Annotated in this window: 20 protein-coding genes; 8 read left to right on the top strand and 12 right to left on the bottom strand. The window is 67.6% G+C overall.

Going from position 1 to position 18,431, the window contains the following annotated elements; translation table 11 throughout:
• A partial coding sequence (locus ACE3P6_RS18255) for an SDR family oxidoreductase (RefSeq protein WP_374397869.1) occupies positions 1 to 479 on the top strand: 479 nt, incomplete at its 5' end.
• Positions 480 to 550: 71 nt separating this feature from the next.
• Here the strand turns inward: ACE3P6_RS18255 and ACE3P6_RS18250 are convergent.
• From ACE3P6_RS18250 to ACE3P6_RS18240, 3 genes are read right to left on the bottom strand one after another with little or no spacing between them, the layout of a single operon-like run.
• Entirely contained in the window at positions 551 to 1,135 is a 585-nt protein-coding gene (locus tag ACE3P6_RS18250) for a Smr/MutS family protein (protein ID WP_374397868.1), read from the bottom strand.
• A 5-nt stretch (positions 1,136 to 1,140) separates the two neighbouring features.
• On the bottom strand, positions 1,141 to 2,163 hold the full coding sequence (locus ACE3P6_RS18245) for a murein transglycosylase A (protein ID WP_374397867.1): 1,023 nt from the start codon (positions 2,161 to 2,163) through the stop codon (positions 1,141 to 1,143).
• Positions 2,164 to 2,171: 8 nt separating this feature from the next.
• Positions 2,172 to 2,831, bottom strand: a complete 660-nt coding sequence (locus ACE3P6_RS18240; RefSeq protein ID WP_374397866.1) for a Tim44/TimA family putative adaptor protein — start codon at positions 2,829 to 2,831, stop codon at positions 2,172 to 2,174.
• Positions 2,832 to 2,913: 82 nt separating this feature from the next.
• On the opposite strand from ACE3P6_RS18240, the gene ACE3P6_RS18235 reads away from it, so the two are divergent.
• Positions 2,914 to 3,366 carry an FxsA family protein gene (locus ACE3P6_RS18235; RefSeq protein ID WP_374397865.1) on the top strand — a complete coding sequence of 151 codons (453 nt, stop codon included), beginning with the start codon at positions 2,914 to 2,916 and terminating at the stop codon, positions 3,364 to 3,366.
• Positions 3,367 to 3,389: 23 nt separating this feature from the next.
• Here the strand turns inward: ACE3P6_RS18235 and ACE3P6_RS18230 are convergent, their stop codons facing one another.
• A complete protein-coding gene (locus tag ACE3P6_RS18230; RefSeq protein WP_374397864.1) occupies positions 3,390 to 5,294 on the bottom strand; it encodes an AI-2E family transporter in 1,905 nt (634 codons plus the stop codon).
• Between the two features lie 179 nt (positions 5,295 to 5,473).
• Here ACE3P6_RS18230 and ACE3P6_RS18225 point away from each other — a divergent pair, with 179 nt between their 5' ends.
• Complete coding sequence (locus ACE3P6_RS18225) at positions 5,474 to 5,947, top strand: hypothetical protein (RefSeq protein WP_374397863.1); 474 nt, start codon at positions 5,474 to 5,476, stop codon at positions 5,945 to 5,947.
• A 106-nt stretch (positions 5,948 to 6,053) separates the two neighbouring features.
• Here ACE3P6_RS18225 and ACE3P6_RS18220 read toward each other — a convergent pair whose 3' ends face one another.
• On the bottom strand, positions 6,054 to 6,215 hold the full coding sequence (locus ACE3P6_RS18220; RefSeq protein ID WP_374397862.1) for a DUF1328 domain-containing protein: 162 nt from the start codon (positions 6,213 to 6,215) through the stop codon (positions 6,054 to 6,056).
• A gap of 235 nt (positions 6,216 to 6,450) precedes the next feature.
• Here ACE3P6_RS18220 and ACE3P6_RS18215 point away from each other — a divergent pair, with 235 nt between their 5' ends.
• From ACE3P6_RS18215 to ACE3P6_RS18205, 3 genes are read left to right on the top strand one after another with little or no spacing between them, the layout of a single operon-like run.
• Positions 6,451 to 7,092 carry a hypothetical protein gene (locus ACE3P6_RS18215; RefSeq protein ID WP_374397861.1) on the top strand — a complete coding sequence of 214 codons (642 nt, stop codon included), beginning with the start codon at positions 6,451 to 6,453 and terminating at the stop codon, positions 7,090 to 7,092.
• Positions 7,092 to 7,517, top strand: coding sequence for a phage holin family protein (locus ACE3P6_RS18210; protein ID WP_374397860.1), 426 nt, complete (start codon positions 7,092 to 7,094; stop codon positions 7,515 to 7,517). The genes ACE3P6_RS18215 and ACE3P6_RS18210 overlap by 1 nt, the downstream gene beginning before the upstream one ends.
• On the top strand, positions 7,510 to 8,412 hold the full coding sequence (locus ACE3P6_RS18205) for a hypothetical protein (protein WP_374397859.1): 903 nt from the start codon (positions 7,510 to 7,512) through the stop codon (positions 8,410 to 8,412). Before ACE3P6_RS18210 ends, ACE3P6_RS18205 begins: the two co-directional genes overlap by 8 nt.
• A gap of 52 nt (positions 8,413 to 8,464) precedes the next feature.
• On the opposite strand, the gene ACE3P6_RS18200 is transcribed toward ACE3P6_RS18205, so the two are convergent.
• From ACE3P6_RS18200 to ACE3P6_RS18190, 3 genes are read right to left on the bottom strand one after another with little or no spacing between them, the layout of a single operon-like run.
• Positions 8,465 to 10,117: a histidine kinase dimerization/phosphoacceptor domain -containing protein gene (locus tag ACE3P6_RS18200; RefSeq protein ID WP_374397858.1), complete on the bottom strand. Its 1,653-nt coding sequence runs from the start codon at positions 10,115 to 10,117 to the stop codon at positions 8,465 to 8,467.
• A 41-nt stretch (positions 10,118 to 10,158) separates the two neighbouring features.
• Positions 10,159 to 10,728 (bottom strand): RNA polymerase sigma factor, encoded by a 570-nt coding sequence (locus ACE3P6_RS18195; RefSeq protein ID WP_374397857.1) that lies wholly within the window; start codon positions 10,726 to 10,728, stop codon positions 10,159 to 10,161.
• Complete coding sequence (locus ACE3P6_RS18190; RefSeq protein WP_374397856.1) at positions 10,725 to 10,949, bottom strand: NepR family anti-sigma factor; 225 nt, start codon at positions 10,947 to 10,949, stop codon at positions 10,725 to 10,727. Before ACE3P6_RS18190 ends, ACE3P6_RS18195 begins: the two co-directional genes overlap by 4 nt.
• 112 nt (positions 10,950 to 11,061) lie before the next feature.
• On the opposite strand from ACE3P6_RS18190, the gene ACE3P6_RS18185 reads away from it, so the two are divergent.
• Entirely contained in the window at positions 11,062 to 11,871 is an 810-nt protein-coding gene (locus ACE3P6_RS18185) for a response regulator (RefSeq protein ID WP_374397855.1), read from the top strand.
• Positions 11,872 to 11,893: 22 nt separating this feature from the next.
• Here ACE3P6_RS18185 and ACE3P6_RS18180 read toward each other — a convergent pair whose 3' ends face one another.
• Both ACE3P6_RS18180 and ACE3P6_RS18175 read right to left on the bottom strand, forming a co-directional pair.
• Complete coding sequence (locus tag ACE3P6_RS18180; protein WP_374397854.1) at positions 11,894 to 13,540, bottom strand: CHASE domain-containing protein; 1,647 nt, start codon at positions 13,538 to 13,540, stop codon at positions 11,894 to 11,896.
• 27 nt (positions 13,541 to 13,567) lie between these two features.
• The gene (locus tag ACE3P6_RS18175; RefSeq protein WP_374397853.1) at positions 13,568 to 14,302 is read right to left on the bottom strand and encodes a Crp/Fnr family transcriptional regulator; all 735 of its coding nucleotides are present in this window, start codon (positions 14,300 to 14,302) and stop codon (positions 13,568 to 13,570) included.
• A 95-nt stretch (positions 14,303 to 14,397) separates the two neighbouring features.
• Here ACE3P6_RS18175 and ACE3P6_RS18170 point away from each other — a divergent pair, with 95 nt between their 5' ends.
• Positions 14,398 to 14,742, top strand: a complete 345-nt coding sequence (locus ACE3P6_RS18170; RefSeq protein WP_374397852.1) for a hypothetical protein — start codon at positions 14,398 to 14,400, stop codon at positions 14,740 to 14,742.
• Between the two features lie 6 nt (positions 14,743 to 14,748).
• Here the strand turns inward: ACE3P6_RS18170 and ACE3P6_RS18165 are convergent, their stop codons facing one another.
• Positions 14,749 to 16,287 carry an indolepyruvate oxidoreductase subunit beta family protein gene (locus tag ACE3P6_RS18165; protein WP_374397851.1) on the bottom strand — a complete coding sequence of 513 codons (1,539 nt, stop codon included), beginning with the start codon at positions 16,285 to 16,287 and terminating at the stop codon, positions 14,749 to 14,751.
• A complete protein-coding gene (locus ACE3P6_RS18160; RefSeq protein ID WP_374397850.1) occupies positions 16,284 to 18,431 on the bottom strand; it encodes a thiamine pyrophosphate-dependent enzyme in 2,148 nt (715 codons plus the stop codon). The genes ACE3P6_RS18165 and ACE3P6_RS18160 overlap by 4 nt, the downstream gene beginning before the upstream one ends.

Below are 18,431 nucleotides of genomic sequence, written 5' to 3'. Positions count from 1 at the left end.
TCCGCGCCGCCGCCCGCGCGGTCAGGGGTCCGGTCGCCTGCGTCATCCACAACGCCGCCATCCGGGGCGACACCGGCGGCCTTGCCACGCTTTCCGCCGACCATCTGGCCGAAGTGATGCGGATCAACGTCGCCGGTCCTCTCCTGCTGACCCGCGCCCTTCTGCCCGCGCTGAAACCACAGGCAACGCTCGCCTTCCTCTCCAGCCGCGCCGGGTCCTTCGCCGAGGGCCACGACCCGGACGGCGACTATGCCTATTGCCTGTCGAAAGCCGCCCTGAACCGCGCCGTGGCCAAGCTGGCGGACGATCTGCCCCACCGCGTCCTCGCCATCCATCCCGGCTGGATCGCGACCGACATGGGCGGCCCCCAAGCCCCTGACGATCCGTTGGCGGCAGCGAAACGGATCGTCGGCCTTCTCGCCAACCCGCCCGCCTCGGGCAGCTTCACCGATACCCGTGGCCAACCCATCGCCCCGTGAGCCTGCTGCCGTTCGGTCCGATGTCGCCGCGCTGGTCCTAGCTGCGATCGGTCACGCCCTGCGCGGGTTGGTCACCTCCGGCGCAGGTAGACGTAGTACGCCCCGCCGCCTCCGTGTTTCAGGTGGGCCTCGCTGACTTGCAGGACTGCCGGGCCGAGAGGCGGCAGGTGCAGCCAGTGCGGGACCTGGTGGCGGAGCGCGCCCATGCGCTGCGGGATCGGGCCGGTATCCTCGCGGCGCTTGCCCTTGCCGGTGATCACCAGCACCAGCCGCAGCCCGGCGGACTGGGCGTTCAGGATGAAGCGGATGAGTTCGGGATGCGCTTCGGCCAGGGTCATGCCGTGCAGGTCGATCCGGGATTCGGGCTGCAGCTTGCCGCGGGTCATCTTCGCGTGCGTCCCGGCGTCCATGCGCAGGGGGGCCTGGCCGAGCAGATCGGGCAGAGTGGGAGCGAGGTCGCGCTGTTCCGGTTTGCGGTGCTTTTCGCCAAGGAGGAAAGGCGAGAGGCGCGGTTTCGCATGGGCCAAAGGCGGTGGATCGGGTGCCGGGGGAGGGTCCGGCAGGTGCAGTTTCTGGCTATGCAGGGGCCGCGCGGTGCGGGCGACGGTACGCCAGAGGTCGGCCTCCTCGGGCGAGAGGTGTCGGCGGCGGGCCATTGCGGCTATTCGTCGTCCAGCATGGCGAAGGCGCGGTCGATGGGGAGGAGCAGGACCATGCGGCCGCCGTCCTTGACCGTGCCAGCGGCATCCCCCGCACCCTTGCCGGTGCCGTAGAAGATGTCGGCGCGCTGCATGCCCTTGATCGCGCCGCCGGTATCCTGCGCCACCATCAGGCTGCGGATCGGGCGCTTGCCGTCCTTCTCGATCCAGACCGGCGCGCCGAGTGGGGTGAACTTCGGGTCGATGGCGATGGAGCGCAGCGTGGTGATCGAACGGCCCATCGCGCCGATCGGGCCGTCCTCGGGATTCAGCGTGCCGATCTTACGGAAGAAGACGTAGGAGGGGTTGGTGTCGAGGAGATCCTGCCCCGCGCCGGGGTTCGAGCGGACGTAGTTCGCGATTTCCGGGGCGGAGACCTGGTCGAGCGTATGGGTGCCGCGGCGCACCATCTCCTGCCCGACCGAGCGGTAGGCGTGGCCGTTCTTGCCCGCATAGCCGACGCGGATCACGCTGCCATCGGTCATGCGGATGCGGCCGGAACCTTGCACTTGCAGGAAGTAGACATCGACCGCGTCGTCGAGCCAGGCCAGTTCCAGGCCCCGGCCCGCGATGGCCCCGGCTTCGATGGCCGAGCGGGTGTGGTAGGCGACGCCGTCCTGCAGTTCGGGCGGGCGGCGGTAGATCGGATACTGGAAGCGCCCGGTGCGGGTGGGGGAGCCGTCGAGTTCCGGCTCGAAATAGCCGGTGAAGAGGGCGGGAGGCGTGCCCACGACGACGGGCTTGAAGAAAAGCTCGAAGAAGCTCCGGGCCGAGGCGTCGTCCTTCGGCACGTCGGCGGCCACCTTGCAGATCGGTTGCCAGTCGGGGGCATCGATCAGGTCGCAGGTAGCAAGGAAGCTATGCAGGGCTTCGACATGGTTGTCGTCGCGCCAGCCGTCGAGCGCTTCGAAATCAAGTACTTCGGCAGGAAGCGGGGCGGCCATCAGGGCCGCCACCGTGGCAAGAAGGGGAAGTGCGGCCCGCATGCCAAGGGTCAGTCGCCGGTGGCGACAAGCTGCCAGTTCGGGTCATCCGACCCCATCTGGCGGGCGAAGGTCCAGATGTCGCGCGACTTCTTCACCTCGCGCGGGGAGCCTTCGACGATCTCGCCCGCCTTGTTGCGGACGACATAGGTCTGGTCGGCGACGAAGCGGACGGCGATTTCGCCGAAGCGGCTGCCGGAGGTGAAGGTGGCGTCCTGCAGGACCAGTTCCTTGATGCCAAGGAAGCTTGCCTCGACGGTCAGCCCGTCGCGTTCCCGCTGGGCGATGGCCTCGGCGAAGCTGGCTTCGACGTCGTCGGAAAGGAAGGGGCGGATGCGATCAAGCTCGCCCTTTTCGAAGGCCATCAGGATCATCTCGTAGGCACCGCGCGCGCCTTCCAGGAAGGGACCGACGGTGAAACCCGGCTCGGCCTTCTTCATCTCGGCCAAGGCGCGGGCGGCGTCGGAGCCTTCGGCGACATGGTCGGTGATGTCGCGATCAGGCCCGCCTTCGATCACCTCGAAGTCGCGGCGGACGCGCGGGCGGACATCCTCGAGCGGGATCGGCGGCTTTTCGAACCCGTCACGGGTGCCGAGGACAGACCGCAGCTTGAGGATCAGGAAGATCGCGATCCCGGCAAGGACGAGGAGCTGGATCAGGGACCCGTTCATGAATGACCTCTGGACTGGGGTGGTTCCGTTTGAATTGGCACGGCTTGCCCTTATGTAGGGTGGGGTCGCGGCGAAGTCTACCATGCGGCGGAAAGAGCGGAGTGGGGCGATGTGGATCGTGGTGGGATTGCTGGCGCTGCCTCTGGTCGAGATCGGCCTGTTCGTGACGCTGGGGGCGAAACTGGGCCTGTGGCTGACACTGGCCTGGGTGATCCTGACCGGGGTGGCGGGGGTGCTGCTGCTGCGTGGCCTGGCGATGGGTCGCGGCGGCCTGCAGCGGGACCTGCGCGAAGGCTTGCATGATCCGTTGTCGCCGCTGGCGCACCGGGCGCTTTTGGGCGTGGCGGCGGTGCTTCTGATCCTGCCGGGGTTCCTGACCGATGCGCTGGGGCTGCTTCTTCTGTTGCCGCCGGTGCGAACGCTGATCATCCGGGGTCTCGCCGGGCGGATACGCGGGATCGCCGTGATTCACCCGGGGCAGCGGTTCGAGGACGAACCCTACGAACACCGGGCCAATGACGACCGGCTGACCTGAGGCGAAACGGGGCCCAAACGGGGCTACCGGGATGCGACGGCAGATCCGTCGACCTGGCCGGAAGCGGGTGCCAACTTGCCGAAGGCCTGGGCGAAGAGGTCTTCCATCCCCTGCGCTGCGTAGTCGGGGCGCCCGGTGCGCGGACCCTCGGGAACGGGGGCATTCGCAGGCTCGCCGTCGGGGGTTGACCAGTGCGCCACGCCGATCTTCACCCCCGCCAACCGTCGCCGGATTTGCCGTATCTGCAGGGCGACGGCTGAGGCCTGGGTGCTGCCCAGGGTCACGATCACCAGCGTTTCGGGCTTGAACCCGCCCAGCGCACGCGGCAGCGCTGCGCGCAGGGGCAGTGTCACCACCTCGGCCCCTTCGGCGCGCAGGGCCTGGCTGACCATCTGCGCGGCGGCGTCCTCAAGCTGGGTCTGCGTGCCCATCACCGCGATCTTGCGACCCACCCCGTCCAGGATGCCATTGGCGACCAGCGAGGTGTCCTGAGCGCCCTCTGCGGTTTCCGCCGTGTCGGCGCCGAGGGATAGCTCTTCGTCGACCACCGTCTCAAGCTCTTCGGTCAGGGTCCAGGCGGCATTGGCGATGCGGTGCGACTGGTAGTCGGACAATAGCCCGGCCTCGTGATCGGCATCCGCCAGGGCCAGCGCGGGGATCGCGGTCTTGTCGTAATATTCGGCGAGATAGCGCTTGGCGGTGGTCGCCGCGGCGGTCTCGGTGAATTCGAAGGACCTGCCGACAAGGAGGCGGTCATAGAGCCGGGACGAGTCGGCCAGGAGCGGCTGATCGCCGAACATGATCGGGAACAGGCGCAGGCTGGGGACGTGGTGGCCGATGACGACCAGGCAGACGGTCAGCGGCGTGGCGATGATCAGCCCCATCGGCCCCCAGAGCCAGGTCCAGAACATCGCCGAAACGATGACGGCAAGCGGCGAGACGCCGGTGCGCTGGCCGTAGAACCAGGGCTCGATGATGTTGGAGGTGGTGAACTCGACCACCAGGAACAGGGCGCCGGTCCACAGGACCAGCGACCAGTCGGGCGAGACGGCGAAGGCCATGAGGAGAGGCAGGGTCGCCGAGATCGCCGAACCGATGTAGGGCACGAAGCGCATGACCAGGGTGACGACGCCGAAGAAAAGCGCGTTCGGCACGCCGATCAGCCAAAGGCCAAGCCAGATCGGCACGGCATAGATGACGTTCACGACCAACTGCGCCAGGAGGTAGGTCGAGACTCGGGTCCCGGCCTCGGCCAGCAGGCGCGAGGTGGCCAGGATATTGGTCCCGCCGATGAGTTGCACCAGTCGGTCGCGCAGGGCCGCACGTTCCAGCAGCGCAAAGACGACGACCACGAAAACCAGCCCGAAAATGCCGACCGGCGCGAGGGCGGGCAGGATGACGTCGTTCAGCCATTGACCGAGACCGGTATGTTCGACGACCTCGACCTTCATGGCCTGGCCATCGACGGCAGGTCCCGCGCTGTCGGCTTCCAGCCGTTTCGAGATGTTCTCGACCATGCCCTGCAGATGGGCGACGATCTTGTTGTCGGTCCCGGCTTCGAGCAGCGTGTCGACCTTGGCGAGCACATTGCCCTGGTATTGCGGCAGGTTCATCCCGATCTGGCTGACCTGGTAGGCGAGGATCAGCACGAAGGACGCGACAAGCGCGCCCGCGAACATCACGGTCAGTATCACCGCCGGCATGTCACGCAGCCCGCGCCGACGCAGCGCGTTGACGACGGGATTGAGCACGAAGGCGATCAGCATTCCCAGCGCAAGCGGCAGGAACAGGTCCTTGGCGACGTAGAGGATGGCGCAGACAACGACGATGGTGGCCAGGGTGGTCAGGGTGACGATGGAATGGCCGGTTTCGACGGGCGAATTCGTCCGGTCGCGCCGCAGGACAGCGGCCTCGTCGGTGTCTTGCATGATGTCCCCCCTCCACTTGCAGCGGGGAAACGTGCTGTCGCATATCCGGTTCCCTTGCGGCTCCCCGGGGTCGGCCTGCGGGTTGGCGCAGGCCCGTAGGCCCGGAGAACCGGCGGGGACCGACCGCGTTTGGCCACCAGCGCGCCGGATCGCGCCGCCACCACGGGAGGGCAACCAAGGTGACCAGTGACCGCAAGCGGATATTGCTGAACGACCTGGCGCTGCATCTGATGCCGGATGCGATTGCACCGGACGATCAGAGGGTCACCGTCGCGGGCAACTCGCTGGTCCGCATGACCCTTGCGGAACTGGCGCTGCCGGAGGCACGGATGATCTGGACCGATTTCCGGCACAGCGCCTCGCTTGCCGCGTTGCAGGCTGCGCTGCGCGCGGAAGGCGGGCTGGACCGGCTGGTGCTGGCCGCCGATGGCGAGCAGGGCGAGCAGGCGTTTTCCGTCATGTGTGCGGTCTTGTCCCTTCTGCCAGTTCTGCATCGCCGCAGCGGGGGCCGGATCGAGCTGATCTGCACGGCGGGAGGGGCGGTTGCTTCGCTGGTGGCTTTCGTCGAACGGATCGGGCCGCAACTGGCGCGCGACGGGGTCGCGGTGACGCTGGCGATCCTGGAGCCGCGGAAGGACCACGCCGCTGCCTGACCCGGCTTGAGCGACGCACCTGACCGGAAAAAAAAAGGGCTGCAACCGGTGTTGCAGCCCAGTCTAAGGATGACGGCAGGGAAAGACCGCTCCTTGGGGACAGAGGTCAGCGGCTGGTTGCGCCGCGAAGCAGGGAAACAAGGAAGAGGATCAGGAAGATCACGAACAGGATCTGCGCGATCCCGGCAGAGGTGCCCGCAATACCGCTGAAGCCCAGTATGCCGGCGATGATCGCGATGACGAGGAATGTGACAGCCCAACCAAGCATGGGATTTCTCCTTCGGTTCCGACCCGGTGACGGGCCAATCGTATCGATCTGGCCTGTCAACTCGGGCCACCGGGATGCGGTTCCACCGGGGACCCGGATTATTTTCGGATGGCCCTTGGCCCGCTGTCGCGGCGGGATCGTTCAGGGAACCGGACCGGCGCGGGCGCATTGTACCCGGTGAGAGGGGACCGGGGCGTTGGCCCTGCCCCCGCAGTTCGGAATCAGGAGAGATGCCATGAACGCGAGCTACAAGGATACAGCCAAGGACGCGGTGAAGACGGTTTCCGATACGGCCGAAAACCTGGCCGATACGCTGCGCCAGGGCGGCAAGGCGGCGATGCGCGTCGCCGGAGATGCGACCGCGACCGTCCGGCAGTCCGCTGCCGATGCGGTCGATGGCGCACGCGAGATCGCGGACGACGCGAAGGATGCCGCGGCGGACGCCTTCGCCGAGGGCCAGTCGCGGCTGGGCGGAGCGTTGCGCAAGGCGCAGGGCAGGGCGCAGGATGCCGGCGAGGCGATCGTGGCCGGAGCGGGGGCAACGCTGGCCTCGGTCCGCGACGTGGCGGTGGAAAAGGCCGATGCGGCGCGCGAGACCCTGTCGGACGCGGGCGAGCGGCTGGCTGCGACCTTGCAGCGCGCCTCGGATGATGCGGACGGCGATGCGATGAAGTCGCGGATGCTCGGCTCGGTGGCGCAAGGCCTGACCACGGCCTCGGATGCGCTGCGGCAGAAGTCGGTTGCCGACCTGACCTCGGATGTGCGGACCCTGGCACGCAACCATCCGGGCGCCTTCATGGTGGCGGCGGCGGTGGCGGGCTTCGCGATGGCGCGCTTCGTGCGGTCGTCGAGCCAGCGCCGGGAGCCGCGGGTCTGATGAGCGGGCGGCAGGACGGTGACCGGGACGCGGGGGTGTTCTCCCTCCTGTCCGACGTGGCAGCAGGGGTCGGTCGTCTGGTGCAGGGCGAGATCCGGCTGGCGCGGACCGAGGCGACCGAGGGCCTGAAGGCCGCCGGGTCCGGTCTGGCGAAGATTGCCGTGGCGGCGATTGTCGGGCTGGTCGGGCTGAACGTGCTGGCCGGGGCGGCGGTGGATGCGCTGGCCGCGACCGGCCTCGGCCCGGCCTGGGCGGCGCTGGTGGTCGGGGTGGTTCTGTGCCTGGTGGCGCTGGGGCTGGCCGTTGCCGGGCGGGCGGCGCTGCGGTTGCGCGGCATCTGGCCCAACCGTGCCCTGCGCGGCCTGCGGCGGGATGCCGAAGCGGTGCAGCAGGGGCTGAAGGGAACGGAGGCGCGCCATGTCTGACTTTGCCAAGCATGAGATCGAGCGGTCGCTGGAAGCGGACCGGATCGCACTGGCGCAATCGCTGGTCGCGCTGCGTGACCGGATGCGCCCCGAGAGCCTGATCGCCGAGGGCAAGGAGGCGCTGATGGCGCAAGCCTCGCCGCTGATGGGTCGGCTGGACGGGGTGGTGCGGGCGCAGCCGCTGGTGGCCGCTGTCGCCGGAGTGGCGCTGGCCGCGTTGCTGTTCGGGCGGAAGCGGTCCAGTGACGCGGAACGGGCGGGGGCGGTTCCGGCGATGGCGGGGACCAAGTTCGAGGCGCTGACCCGCTGGGAGGACGAGGGCGGTCCGCCCGCGCCCGAGCCGGTGGACCCGGACGACGACTGGCTGAGCGAGGCGCAGGCCCTGCAAGACAGGGCGCAATCGTTGCTGGCACAGGTCGATGAAGCCGCCCGGCGTGGGCTGGCCCCGGCGGCGAAACTGGCGAAGCACCGGGCCGAGGTTCTGGCAGCACTGGCGGCCGAGACGAAGACCGCGCTTGGCAAGGGCCTGGGCTCGCTGTCGGGCGCGGCGCGGGAGCAGGCCCTGCAGGCGCGCGAGCGGATCTACCTGAGCCGGATCGCGATGGCGGAAAAGGGCCGCGAGGCGGTGGATGCCAATCCGCTGGCGGTCGGCGCGACGCTGGCCCTTGCCGGGGCGGCGCTGGCCTTGCTTTTCCCCCCGAGCGAGACCGAGGACCGGTTGATGGGCGAGACACGGGACCAGCTTGCGACCGATCTGACGGCAATGGCCAAACGCGAGGCGGTGAAGGCGAGCGCCTTCGCCTCGACCCTGAAGGACGCGCTGAAGACCGACCTGAAACAGGCCTCGCAGCTGTTCACGCCGGACGAGCCGATGGTGCGGCCCGTGCGGCACTGACGCGGCGGCATCGAGACAAGGGAACCGGCCCCCGTCGCGGGGCCGGTCTTGGTCATGCCGTCTTCGGTCGCGGGAAGACAAGCTCGACCGAGGCCCGATCCGCATCGAGGTGGATGCTGACGGTGCCGAAGAGCTGAGCCGCAAACTGCCGCATCATGCGCTGCGGCAGGGCGAGCAGACCCTCCGTCGTCTCGGGCTGAAGCTGGGGAACCGCCGGGCCTTCGATCCGCAACCGGATGATCCCGTCCGCTTCCGACAGGTCGACGACGACGGCATCCCGTCCCAGCCCCGGCACCGAGAAATAGCAGCCCACCGCCTCGGCCAGGGCGAGGGCCAGGGGGATGGCGGCCTGCGCTTCCATCCTGATCGGTTGCAGGCGCTTGGACGCGACACCGAGCGCAACACCGTGGATTTCCTTCAGCCGCTTGACGACATTGGCCAGCACCACGTCCATCGCCACGTCGCGCTGGCCGGACAGCGCATAGAGACTGGTATGGGTGGAGGACAGCGCGATGACCCGGTTGATCAGCCCGTCAAGCACTGCGCGCAGCTTCTGGTCGGTCGTCTCGCGTCGGTACATCCGCATGATCGAGGCGATGATCTGCAAGCTGTTGCCGCTGCGGTGGTTGACCTCGCGGATCAGCACATCCTTGTCGACAAGCAGGTTCTGCAGGTCGGCCTCTTCCTGTTCGATGGTGCGGATCAGGCCTTCATAGGCGGCATGCAGGCTCTGGATTTCGGCAGGGGCGCCGCTCAGGTCGGGAATCTGAAGACGCTGCTTGGTCGAGACATAGCTGCCCATCGTGCGCGACAGGGCACGGACATGGCGCACGACAAGGCGGCTGGAGGCGAAGGCAGCGGCGACCAGTGCGGCGATCCAGGTCAGCAGGGGAAGCAGGTAGGGCGTGAAGGCATTGCTCAGCCAGAAGCCGGTCGCGTTGGGTCGCCAGATCGACAGGAGGTAGAGATCATCGGTGACGCTGACCACCGACAGGATGTGCCGCCCGCTGTCGTCGTCGACATAGGCCGGTCGATCCGCGATCCGGGTCAGGCCTTGCAGGTTGGCCGAGGGCGGGATCATCCTGTCAAGCGGGGTATCGGGGTCGGACGAGAGCAGCAGCGTGCCATCCGACAGGAAGGTGGCAAGGTAGGCCGGTCGCCAGAGCGCCAGCGAATCCGCATAATCGCGGGGGGCGACGGCGGTGTAGGAGAGCGAGATCGCGACCACCCCGGCCTGGACCCCGCTGGCATCGAAAACAGGATGGCTGACCCCGATGACGGCCGTCCCCGAGACCGGGCCGCGCGGGTTGTAGGTGACGCGGGGCTCGGGTGTCCTGATCAGGTCCTGGAAGCGCGGCTCATCCTTGAAATCGTAGACGCGACCGTTCGAGGAACAGGTCATCAACCCGCTGACCGGGATGTAGGCCACCAGCGTCGCCTGCGGAATCTCGCGGGCCAGGGCGGTGACCCGGTCCACGCAGTCGGGGCCGGGCGAGGGTTCGCTCGACAGGACAGACGCAAGCACCCGGACCGAGATCTGCGCTTCCTTGATCACGTCGATCTGGTCGCTGACCGCTTGCAGGGCAGCGCCGCCGACGCCCGCAAGCGTGGTGGCATCGACCTGGGACAGCGCATCGCGAGTCTGGACGACCGACAGCACGCCAAGCGGCATCAACGCCAGCATGAGCGTGGAGCCCAGCCGCACCCCAAGGCTGCTGGCGGACAGACGAGACCTTACCCGACCGATCAAAACCCGCCTGCGGCCGACCGAAGCACGACCGCCTGTGTTGCGCCGTCCGTACCCGAGAACATGTCCTCTCCATCTTCAAGGTGCAAAAGCTCGGCCAGGCGCTTGCGGGCCCGGCTGGCGCGGCTTTTCACCGTACCGATGGCCACGCCCATCATGCCAGCCGCCTCTTCACAGGAAAAGCCCGACGCGCCGACCAGGATCAGCACCTCGCGATGTTCGGGCGACAGCGAATCGAAGGCCTTCTGGAACTCTTGCAAGGCGAGGCGACCGTCATGTGCGGGCTTCACCGAAAGCGAGGCAGCGTGGAGGCCGTCGCTATCCTGCACTTCGCGGCGGGTCTTGCGCAGCGACGAATAGAACGTGTTGCGCAGGATGGTGAAAAGCCAGGCATCAAGGTTGGTTGCGGGATCGAACTTGTCGATGTTGGACCAGGCCTTGAGGATGGTTTCCTGCACCAGGTCATCGGCCTTCGACACGTCGCGGGCAAGGCTGATCGCGAAGGCGCGCAGCTTCGGAATCGCCCCGGCCAAGCGGTCGCGCGGGTCGGGATAGGCGGGGGCGGTCATTCTGTGCCGCCTGCGCCCGGTCCGTCCTTGCCCTTGAGCTGAGCCAGAAGGTCACGGAACCTGTCCGGCAATTCCTCGTTCAGGGCGGCGGCATAGACGCGCTTCAAGTTCTCGTCGATCTGTTCGCGGATTGCCTGCCGTTTGGGCGCATCCTCATCCTTGTCTTTTCGCATGGCGATCCGTTTCCCACTACTCATGGCACCAAGAACGCAGCCATACACCAATGGTTCCCGCGACTGCGCGGAAGATGGCATATTCTTCCGTTCGTTGGGAACCGAACGCGACGCGGGGTGTTTGGTTCCGGAAACACGGCAAAAAACAGAGAGGAATCACATGCTCGCTCTGGAAGCGGTCGATCTTTCGGCCACGGTGGCGCGTCATCTGCCCTACCTGCGGCGATACGCCCGCGCCCTGACCGGCAACCAATCCAGCGGCGACCGCTATGCCGTGGCGGTTCTGGAAAGCATCGTTGCCGATCCGGGCCTGCTGGCGGCGCATGCCGAGCCCAAGGTGTCCCTGTTCGCGGTATTCCATTCGATCTGGTCGACCTCCGGCGCCCCGGTGGCCGAGGCGGACGACCTAATTTCGGGCGCGGCGCAGGCGCACTTGGCGGGACTCACGCTGAATTCGCGCGAGGCGCTGCTGCTGAACACCGTCGAAGGCTTCGACCAGGCGCAGGTGGCGGAAATCATGGGCCTCGACGTGGCGGAGGCACAGCACCTCATCAACGTGGCCGTGGAGGAAATGGAGCGGTCGGTGCGCGGCTCGGTCCTGGTGATCGAGGACGAGGCGATCATCGCGATGGACATCGCCGCGATTGTCGAGGGCATGGGGCATCGGGTGACGTCGAATGCCCGGACCCGTGCCGAGGCCGTGGACATGGCCGCTGCGGAACCGCCGGACCTGATCCTGGCGGATATCCAGCTGGCCGACAATTCCTCGGGCGTCGATGCGGTGAACGACATCCTGGCGCAGTTCGGCGCGATCCCGGTCATCTTCATCACCGCCTTCCCCGAGCGGCTGCTGACCGGCGAACGGCCCGAACCGGCCTTCCTGATCAACAAGCCATATACCGAAGAACAGGTGCGGTCTGCCGTGAGCCAGGCGATGTTCTTCTCCTCGACCGAAACCCTGCGCGCCTGACCGCGGCGCGGACCGGTTCGCGTCAGCGCGATCCGCCCGGGTTCAGGGCGGCGCTGAGCGGGAAGGAGATGCGGATACTGAGCCCGTCGGGGCGGAACACCTGCTCGATGGTGCCGGACAATTCGCCCTTGAGGCTGGCCTCGATCAGCCGCGAGCCGAAGCCGGTGCCTTTCGCGGGCGGTGCATCCGGGATGTTCGCCTGCTCTACCCAGTCGAGATCGAGCCTTGGCGGTTCTGTCCCTGCCGCCGGGCGGACGGTCCAGGAGATGTTCAGCCCTGCCCCGGCCGTCGAGAGGCCACCGTACTTCATCGCGTTGGTGACAAGTTCATGCACCACCATCGCGAAGGCATGTGCCTGGCGTTCGTCCAGCCGCACTGTGGGCCCGTCGATCAGGTGCTCGACTTCCTCGGCATCGAGACTCTGCTGCAGCTCTTTCACCAGAACGGCCCGCACTTCGGCCTGCGCCACCGCCGTTCCGGCAAGGATCTCCTGCACGGCAGACATCGCCTGAAGCCGCGCATCGAAGGCGGCGGTGAAGGCCTTCACATCGGTCGCGCCTCGCGCGCTTTGCCGGGCGATCGACTGGATGCGCGCGATGTGGTTCTTGATCCGGTGCTTCATCTCTTGCAGCAGAAGCGCGCGATATTCGGATTCCCGCGCCGCCGCCGCCGCCACGGCCCGCGCCTGCATCGCCTCGTTCTGGCGGGCCGCGACGGCATAGGACGCAGCACCGGCAAACAGCAGGAAAGTCAGGCCGAGGAGCGCGGTGTTCAGATAGCGGACCCGGCCGATCTGTCCTTCGGAACCAACCAGTTCGAACCGCCACTGCCGCCCGAGGATCTGGACAGAGCGGCTGGCCTGCATCTCGCCGGCATGATCGGCCGACAGGTTGTCGAAGAGCGGCATGTCGGCCGCGCCAGTGTCGACGATCCGCATTGCCACGGGCAGCGGCGGGCCCACCGCCAGCGCGGCACGGATCAGGTCGCCGCCGCGGAAGGGCGCGTAGACGAAGCCTGCCAGCGGGGCCTTGCGGATGCCTTCGGAGAGGTCGGCGACCGGGAACGGCAGGTAGACCAGGAAACCGGTCTGCTTGTCGCTGGTGATTTCCTGCACCAGTTCGACCGGGCCGCTCATCTGCGCCTCACCGCTGGCGATTGCATGGTCCATCGCCGAGCGGCGGATGGGGTCGGCATACATGTCAAAGCCGAGCGCAGCCGTGTTGCGGGCGTTGGCGGGCTCAAGCAGCACGATCGGCGTGCGCCAGGATTCCCGGGTTTCTGGCCGGACCGAAACCTCGATCCCGTAGTGTTCGCGGATTTCCTGCACGGCCAGCCCGGCATCTTCGGTGGCAAGCATCCGGGCAAAGCCGATGCCCTGCACGCCCGACAGCTCGTTCACGATGTCGACCGAGGAGAGGAAGCGCACGAATTCGTCCCGCGCGAGCCCGCCGCGCGAGGCCGACAGCAAGCCACGCGCCGCGCGCAGCACGACGACATGCTGTTGCAGTCGGGTGACGACGCGGTCTACCGCCAGATCCGCCACACGCTCGAATTCCGCGTAGAGGCGGCGTTCGCTCAGGCTGTGGATGGCAAGCGTCATCGCCATGCCGGGCAGGATCGCCAGGAGGAAGACGAACTTCGGCAGATGCGCGCTGATCAGTGCCTTCAAGACGGCACCTTGCAGCCCGGAGGAGGGTCACAAGATGGGTCGCACATCGTCCTTGTCCATGTCGAGTTGCGCAATCCGGGACAGCCGGACGTGATCATGCATCACCAGCCGTCGCCCCGTGATTTCAACCAGCCCCGCCTGGCGCAAAGCGACAATACGACGGTTGGTATGGACGATTGAAAGGCCAAGCGCATCGGCCAGGTCCTGTTGCCGGAACGGGAAGGGGACCGATCCGCCGTCCTCCATGCCCAGCGCGACCAGCCGCCGCCAGATGCGCACCAGCGCCCAGGCCACCCGTTCCCGGGCGTCACGCTGGCCGAGGGTGGCGACGGTTTCGCCCAGGAAATGCTCTTCGACGGCGGCGATCCAGGTCAGGTCATAGGCCCGCGATGGCTGCGTCGAGAACAGCTCCCACACCTTGCCACGCGGGAATGTGCAGAGCACCATGTCGCTGACGGCCGTGACGCTGTGGCGCGCCTCGCCCATCAGGCCGGAATGCAGGCCGACAAGGTCGCCTGGAAAGACGAAGCTGATCACCTGCCGCCGCCCGTCCTCCAGCAGGACCGAGCGCACGGCCATCCCGGACAGCACAGTCTGCAGCACGGGCGATTTCTGCCCCTGCGACAGGATTTCGGTTCCGGCCGGGGCGCTGGCCTCGCCCGACTTGAAGCGGCGCATGAAGGCGATCTCGTCGGCAGTCATCGGCACGAACAGCGGACGACAGCGCAAGCGGCAGTCCTGGCAGTCGGTTTCGGCGGGCATGCGGGTTTCCCTACCAGCTTATCACAGGTTAATGCGCCGGGTTTCGCGAAGCTTCACTGCATTTGCTGGTCAGGTCAATGACATGGGACAGGGGAATGAAGCTCTACTTCGTCGTCGAGCCGGAACAGGTCGTGGCCGATGACCTTGCCGACGCGATCCGGGCCGTTGAACCGGGCGCGGTCGTCGAGACTTTCCGCACGGCGGGAGAGGTCTGGCCAGCGCTGCTGCTGGCGAGGCCCGCAGCGGTGATCCTGAGCCTCGATCCCCACCGTTTTCCCGACACGCCGCTGGGCCGGGAATTGGTGACGGAGGGCATTCCGCATGGCTTTCTTTGCGCTTGGGGCAGCGACTGGCCCGAAGGCGCGGTCCTTCTTGCGTCACCCTTTTCGGAAGCGACTGTCGGCACGCTGTTGCGTGCGCTGGCGGGTTCGGGCGAGTGACCGGGGCTACAGGAAACTGCGGATGGTGGCGATGGCGCCGTCCAGCGCCTTGCCCGCTTCGTCCTTGAGCGCCGCCTCGCGCAGCCTTGCGGCCCAGAGGGCGGCGTCCTCGCGGTCTTTCACCAGCGCGATGGCGGCGAGGACCTTGTCGAACTTCGACAGCCCGCGGGCGTGGGTGTCGGAGTAGCCCTTGACCAGACGGCGGCAGCAGATGACCTCGACGGCGAGGTCGTAATTCTGCGGGAGGTAGGCGAGGGCGGCGGCGAGCCAGGCCTCGCGGTGGGCGGCCTCGATAGTGTGGCGCAGGGATTTCAGCCGCCAGCCTTTCAGCCCGCCAAGCACATGCAGCATCAGGAAGCCGCGCAAGCTGTCGGTGCGCAACCGGCGGCCCTTGTTGAACAGCCGGTCGAACAGCGCCATCCGGCGCGGGTTAGCCGCCCAGCGCGCGCCCATGCGGGCGGGGAGGAGGGAGACCAGTTCCTCAGCCCTCGGGTGGAGGAATTCGGTGACGTGGAGGAGGTTCTGGTCCTTCGCCCCCATCTCCCCGGCGATGCGGGTCATCCTTGCGGCGCGGGTCTTCTCATTGGCAACGCGGATGATGTCGTCATAGGCCATCGCGTTGGCGAGATGCTTGGCGGCTTCGCGGGTCAGGTCGAAGGGGGCGCGGTCCTGCGTCAGGATCGTGTCGAGCCGGTCGAGATAGGCGCGGCCATAGGCAGTATCCTGGAAATCGACGACCTTCTTCAGGCCGGGGCGGGCGAAAGCGGCGACCTCCGGGGGAAGGCGGTCGATCCGGTCCGTGAGCACCGTCCATTCGGCCAGGAGCCGGGCGGGGCCTTTGGGGATTTCCCCGCGGGGAAGGTCCTTGGCCGGTGCGTTGCCCTCAGCACCGGAGCGGGCAGCGTCGTAGCCTGCGGCGAAGGCTTTCAGCGAGGGCTGCACGCCCTTGCCGCCCTTGGAAATAGCGGCCTCGAAGGCCTCGCGCGGGAAGGGCAGGACTTCGGCGGCGGCCAGCGCGCCGAACAGGCTGGCGGAGATGACCGAGCCTTGCGCGATGGCCAGCGCGTCGAAATCGGCGGCGATGACGCGGCGGGCGGCGATGTCGGCGGCGGCCAGCACCTCGGCCCCGTTGGCGATGCCGTCGCCGGGGACGGTCTTTTCGCTGACGGCGAGAGAGCGGTGGGTGGAGGTGATCAGCGTGGTGCGGTCGGGGGTGACGAAGCCGCGGATGATGGAGCGCCCGGCCTCCATCAGCTCGGCAGTGATCATGATGTCGACGTCCCCGGCGGAGGGCATGAGCGAGAAGACCGGGGTGCCGTTCGCGGCTGGCGCCATCTCGACGTAGTAGACGGTGGCCCCGGTGCGTTGCGCGACACCGGCAACGCTGGTGGCCTGCGCGGCATAGCCGTTGGCGCGGGCGAGGTCCTCGATCCAGCCGGTCAGCACGCCGCCGCCCTGGCCGCCGACGGCAAGGAGGGCGAGCTTGATGATCCCTTGCGTGGCGGGGTCGACGGGGCGGGGGGCGATGCCGGGATGGACGGTCATTCTGCGGGTCCGAAGCTCAGGCGGCGGGCAGCGCGGCGGCGTTGCAGCGCGGTGATGATGCGGGCGCGGAAGCTGGCGAGGCGGCGCTCCCATTTCGTCGGGTTGTGGACCACATCGGCGCGGTAGAAGCTGGGGCAGAGGATCGCAGCGTCGGCGACCTCGCCGCAGTTGCCGCAGCCGACGCAGCTTTGGTCGATGCTGGCGACGGGATCGTCGCGCAGGGGGTCGTCCAGCCGTTTCAGCGACAGGGACGGGCAGCCCGACAGGCGGATGCAGGCGTGGTCGCCGGTGCAGATCGCCTCATCCACGCCGAAGCGGGGGGCCTCGACCCTTCGGCCCTCCTTGATGGCCTTCTGGGTCAGGGGCTTTTCGCGGCGCTGCCTGTTCAGCATGCATTCCGACGAGGCGACGATGACCTTGGGGCCTTTCACCGGCGTGGTCAGTGCCTCGCGGATCGTGTCGCGCATCTTCGCCACGTCATAGGTACGGTCGATCTGGCGGACCCAGTCGATGCCGATGCCTTTCAGCGCCCTGGAGATCGGGTTCTTGGTGGCCTTCGACGCATTGTCGGCGCGGGAGGACATCACGTCCTGCCCCCCGGTCGCGGCGGAGTAGTAGTTGTCGACGATGATCGCCACGCCGTCGGACCTGTTGAACGCCATGTTGGTGAAGCTGGAGGAGAGGCCGTTGTGCCAGAACCCGCCGTCACCGATGATCGCGACCGGGCGCTTCTCGCCACCGCCGTCGAAGGCACCGTTGGCAGCGGGGCCGAGGCCATAGCCCATCGTCGCGCCGCCGATCTCGAACGGGGGCAGGCTGGCGAAGAGGTGGCAGCCGATGTCGGCGGCGATCTGGTGCTTGCCGAGTTCCTTCTCCACCAGCTTCATCGCGGCGAAGATCGGGCGCTCCGGGCAGCCGGTGCAGAAGCCGGGGGGGCGGATCGGGACGGTCTTGGTCAGGTCTGGGATGGCCGGGCGGTCGACATTCGGCGCGCGGACCTGGGCGGGGAGTATTCCGGGAGCGGCTTGACGCAGGAAGCCCTCGACGGCGTCCAGCATCACCGCGCCGGTGTATTCGCCCGCCATCGGGAACAGGCCCTTGCCGTGCAGTTTCACCAGGGCCCCGGCGCGGTAGAGGAAGCTGCCAAGCTGGGTTTCGATGAATTCCGGCTGGCCTTCCTCGACCACCAGAACGTGGTCCTTGCCCTGGCAGAAGTCGAGGAACTCGCCCGAGATCAGCGGGTAGGCAACGTTCAGGACATAGATCGGCACCTGCGTTCCGCCGTAGATGTCGGCAAGGCCCAGCCGTTGCAGGGCACGGATCAGGCCGTTGTACATGCCGCCCTGCACGACGATGCCGAGGGGGGCGTCCTTGGGGCCGAAAACCTCGTTCATCGCATGGTCGCGGATGAACTTTTCGGCGGCGGGCCAGCGGTTCTTCACCTTGTCCTGTTCATGGACATAGGACATCGGCGGCAGGACGACCCGGTTGAAGTCGCTGCGGGGGTTGGACAGGGCGTCCCTGACGGTCAGCGTCGGGCGCTGGTTGTCGCGTGCGGTGAAGCTGCCGGTGACATGGCAGGACCGGATGCGGACCATCAGCATGACGGGCGTGTTCGAGGCTTCGGACAGGTCGAACCCGTCCGACACCGCCTTGACGATGGACGGCAGGTTCGGGCGCGGGTCCAGCAGCCACATCTGCGCCTTCATGGCGAAGGGGTGGGTGCGTTCCTGCATGATGCTGGACCCCTCGCCGTAATCCTCGCCCACGATGACCAGCGCCCCCCCGGTCACGCCGGAGGAGGAGAGGTTGGCCAAGGCGTCCGAGGCGACATTGACGCCGACCGGACCCTTGAAGGTGACGGCGCCACGGATCGGGTAGTGGACCGAGGCGGCCAGCATGGCGGCGGCGGCGGCCTCGTTCGCGTTGGCCTCATAGCGCACGCCAAGCTCGGCCAGCAGCTCCTCGGCATCGGCGAGGACGTCCATCAGGTGGCTGATCGGCGCGCCCTGATAGCCGCCGACATAGCCGACGCCGGATTCCAGCAGCGCCTTGGTGATGGCCAGGATGCCTTCGCCGGTGAAGGTTTCCCCCGCCCCCAGCTTGAGGTCTTCCACCTGCGCCTTGAAGCTGCGTTCGGCCAT

The organism is Tabrizicola sp., assembly GCF_041911175.1.
Lineage (GTDB): Bacteria > Pseudomonadota > Alphaproteobacteria > Rhodobacterales > Rhodobacteraceae > Tabrizicola.
Note: the sequence above shows the minus strand (reverse complement) of the source record. Positions and strands in the feature narration are given on the sequence as shown.

Excerpts from the sequence above, each read along its gene's own strand:
- ACE3P6_RS18240 (WP_374397866.1), bottom strand. The coding sequence starts at position 2,831 with ATGAACGGGTCCCTGATCCAGCTCCTCGTCCTTGCCGGGATCGCGATC.
- ACE3P6_RS18220 (WP_374397862.1), bottom strand. The coding sequence starts at position 6,215 with ATGCTTGGTTGGGCTGTCACATTCCTCGTCATCGCGATCATCGCCGGC.
- ACE3P6_RS18170 (WP_374397852.1), top strand. The coding sequence starts at position 14,398 with ATGAAGCTCTACTTCGTCGTCGAGCCGGAACAGGTCGTGGCCGATGAC.
- ACE3P6_RS18250 (WP_374397868.1), bottom strand. The coding sequence starts at position 1,135 with ATGGCCCGCCGCCGACACCTCTCGCCCGAGGAGGCCGACCTCTGGCGT.
- ACE3P6_RS18185 (WP_374397855.1), top strand. The coding sequence starts at position 11,062 with ATGCTCGCTCTGGAAGCGGTCGATCTTTCGGCCACGGTGGCGCGTCAT.
- ACE3P6_RS18210 (WP_374397860.1), top strand. The coding sequence starts at position 7,092 with ATGAGCGGGCGGCAGGACGGTGACCGGGACGCGGGGGTGTTCTCCCTC.
- ACE3P6_RS18235 (WP_374397865.1), top strand. The coding sequence starts at position 2,914 with ATGCGGCGGAAAGAGCGGAGTGGGGCGATGTGGATCGTGGTGGGATTG.
- ACE3P6_RS18165 (WP_374397851.1), bottom strand. The coding sequence starts at position 16,287 with ATGACCGTCCATCCCGGCATCGCCCCCCGCCCCGTCGACCCCGCCACG.
- ACE3P6_RS18160 (WP_374397850.1), bottom strand. The coding sequence starts at position 18,431 with ATGGCCGAACGCAGCTTCAAGGCGCAGGTGGAAGACCTCAAGCTGGGG.
- ACE3P6_RS18245 (WP_374397867.1), bottom strand. The coding sequence starts at position 2,163 with ATGCGGGCCGCACTTCCCCTTCTTGCCACGGTGGCGGCCCTGATGGCC.
- ACE3P6_RS18230 (WP_374397864.1), bottom strand. The coding sequence starts at position 5,294 with ATGCAAGACACCGACGAGGCCGCTGTCCTGCGGCGCGACCGGACGAAT.
- ACE3P6_RS18215 (WP_374397861.1), top strand. The coding sequence starts at position 6,451 with ATGAACGCGAGCTACAAGGATACAGCCAAGGACGCGGTGAAGACGGTT.
- ACE3P6_RS18175 (WP_374397853.1), bottom strand. The coding sequence starts at position 14,302 with ATGCCCGCCGAAACCGACTGCCAGGACTGCCGCTTGCGCTGTCGTCCG.
- ACE3P6_RS18195 (WP_374397857.1), bottom strand. The coding sequence starts at position 10,728 with ATGACCGCCCCCGCCTATCCCGACCCGCGCGACCGCTTGGCCGGGGCG.
- ACE3P6_RS18205 (WP_374397859.1), top strand. The coding sequence starts at position 7,510 with ATGTCTGACTTTGCCAAGCATGAGATCGAGCGGTCGCTGGAAGCGGAC.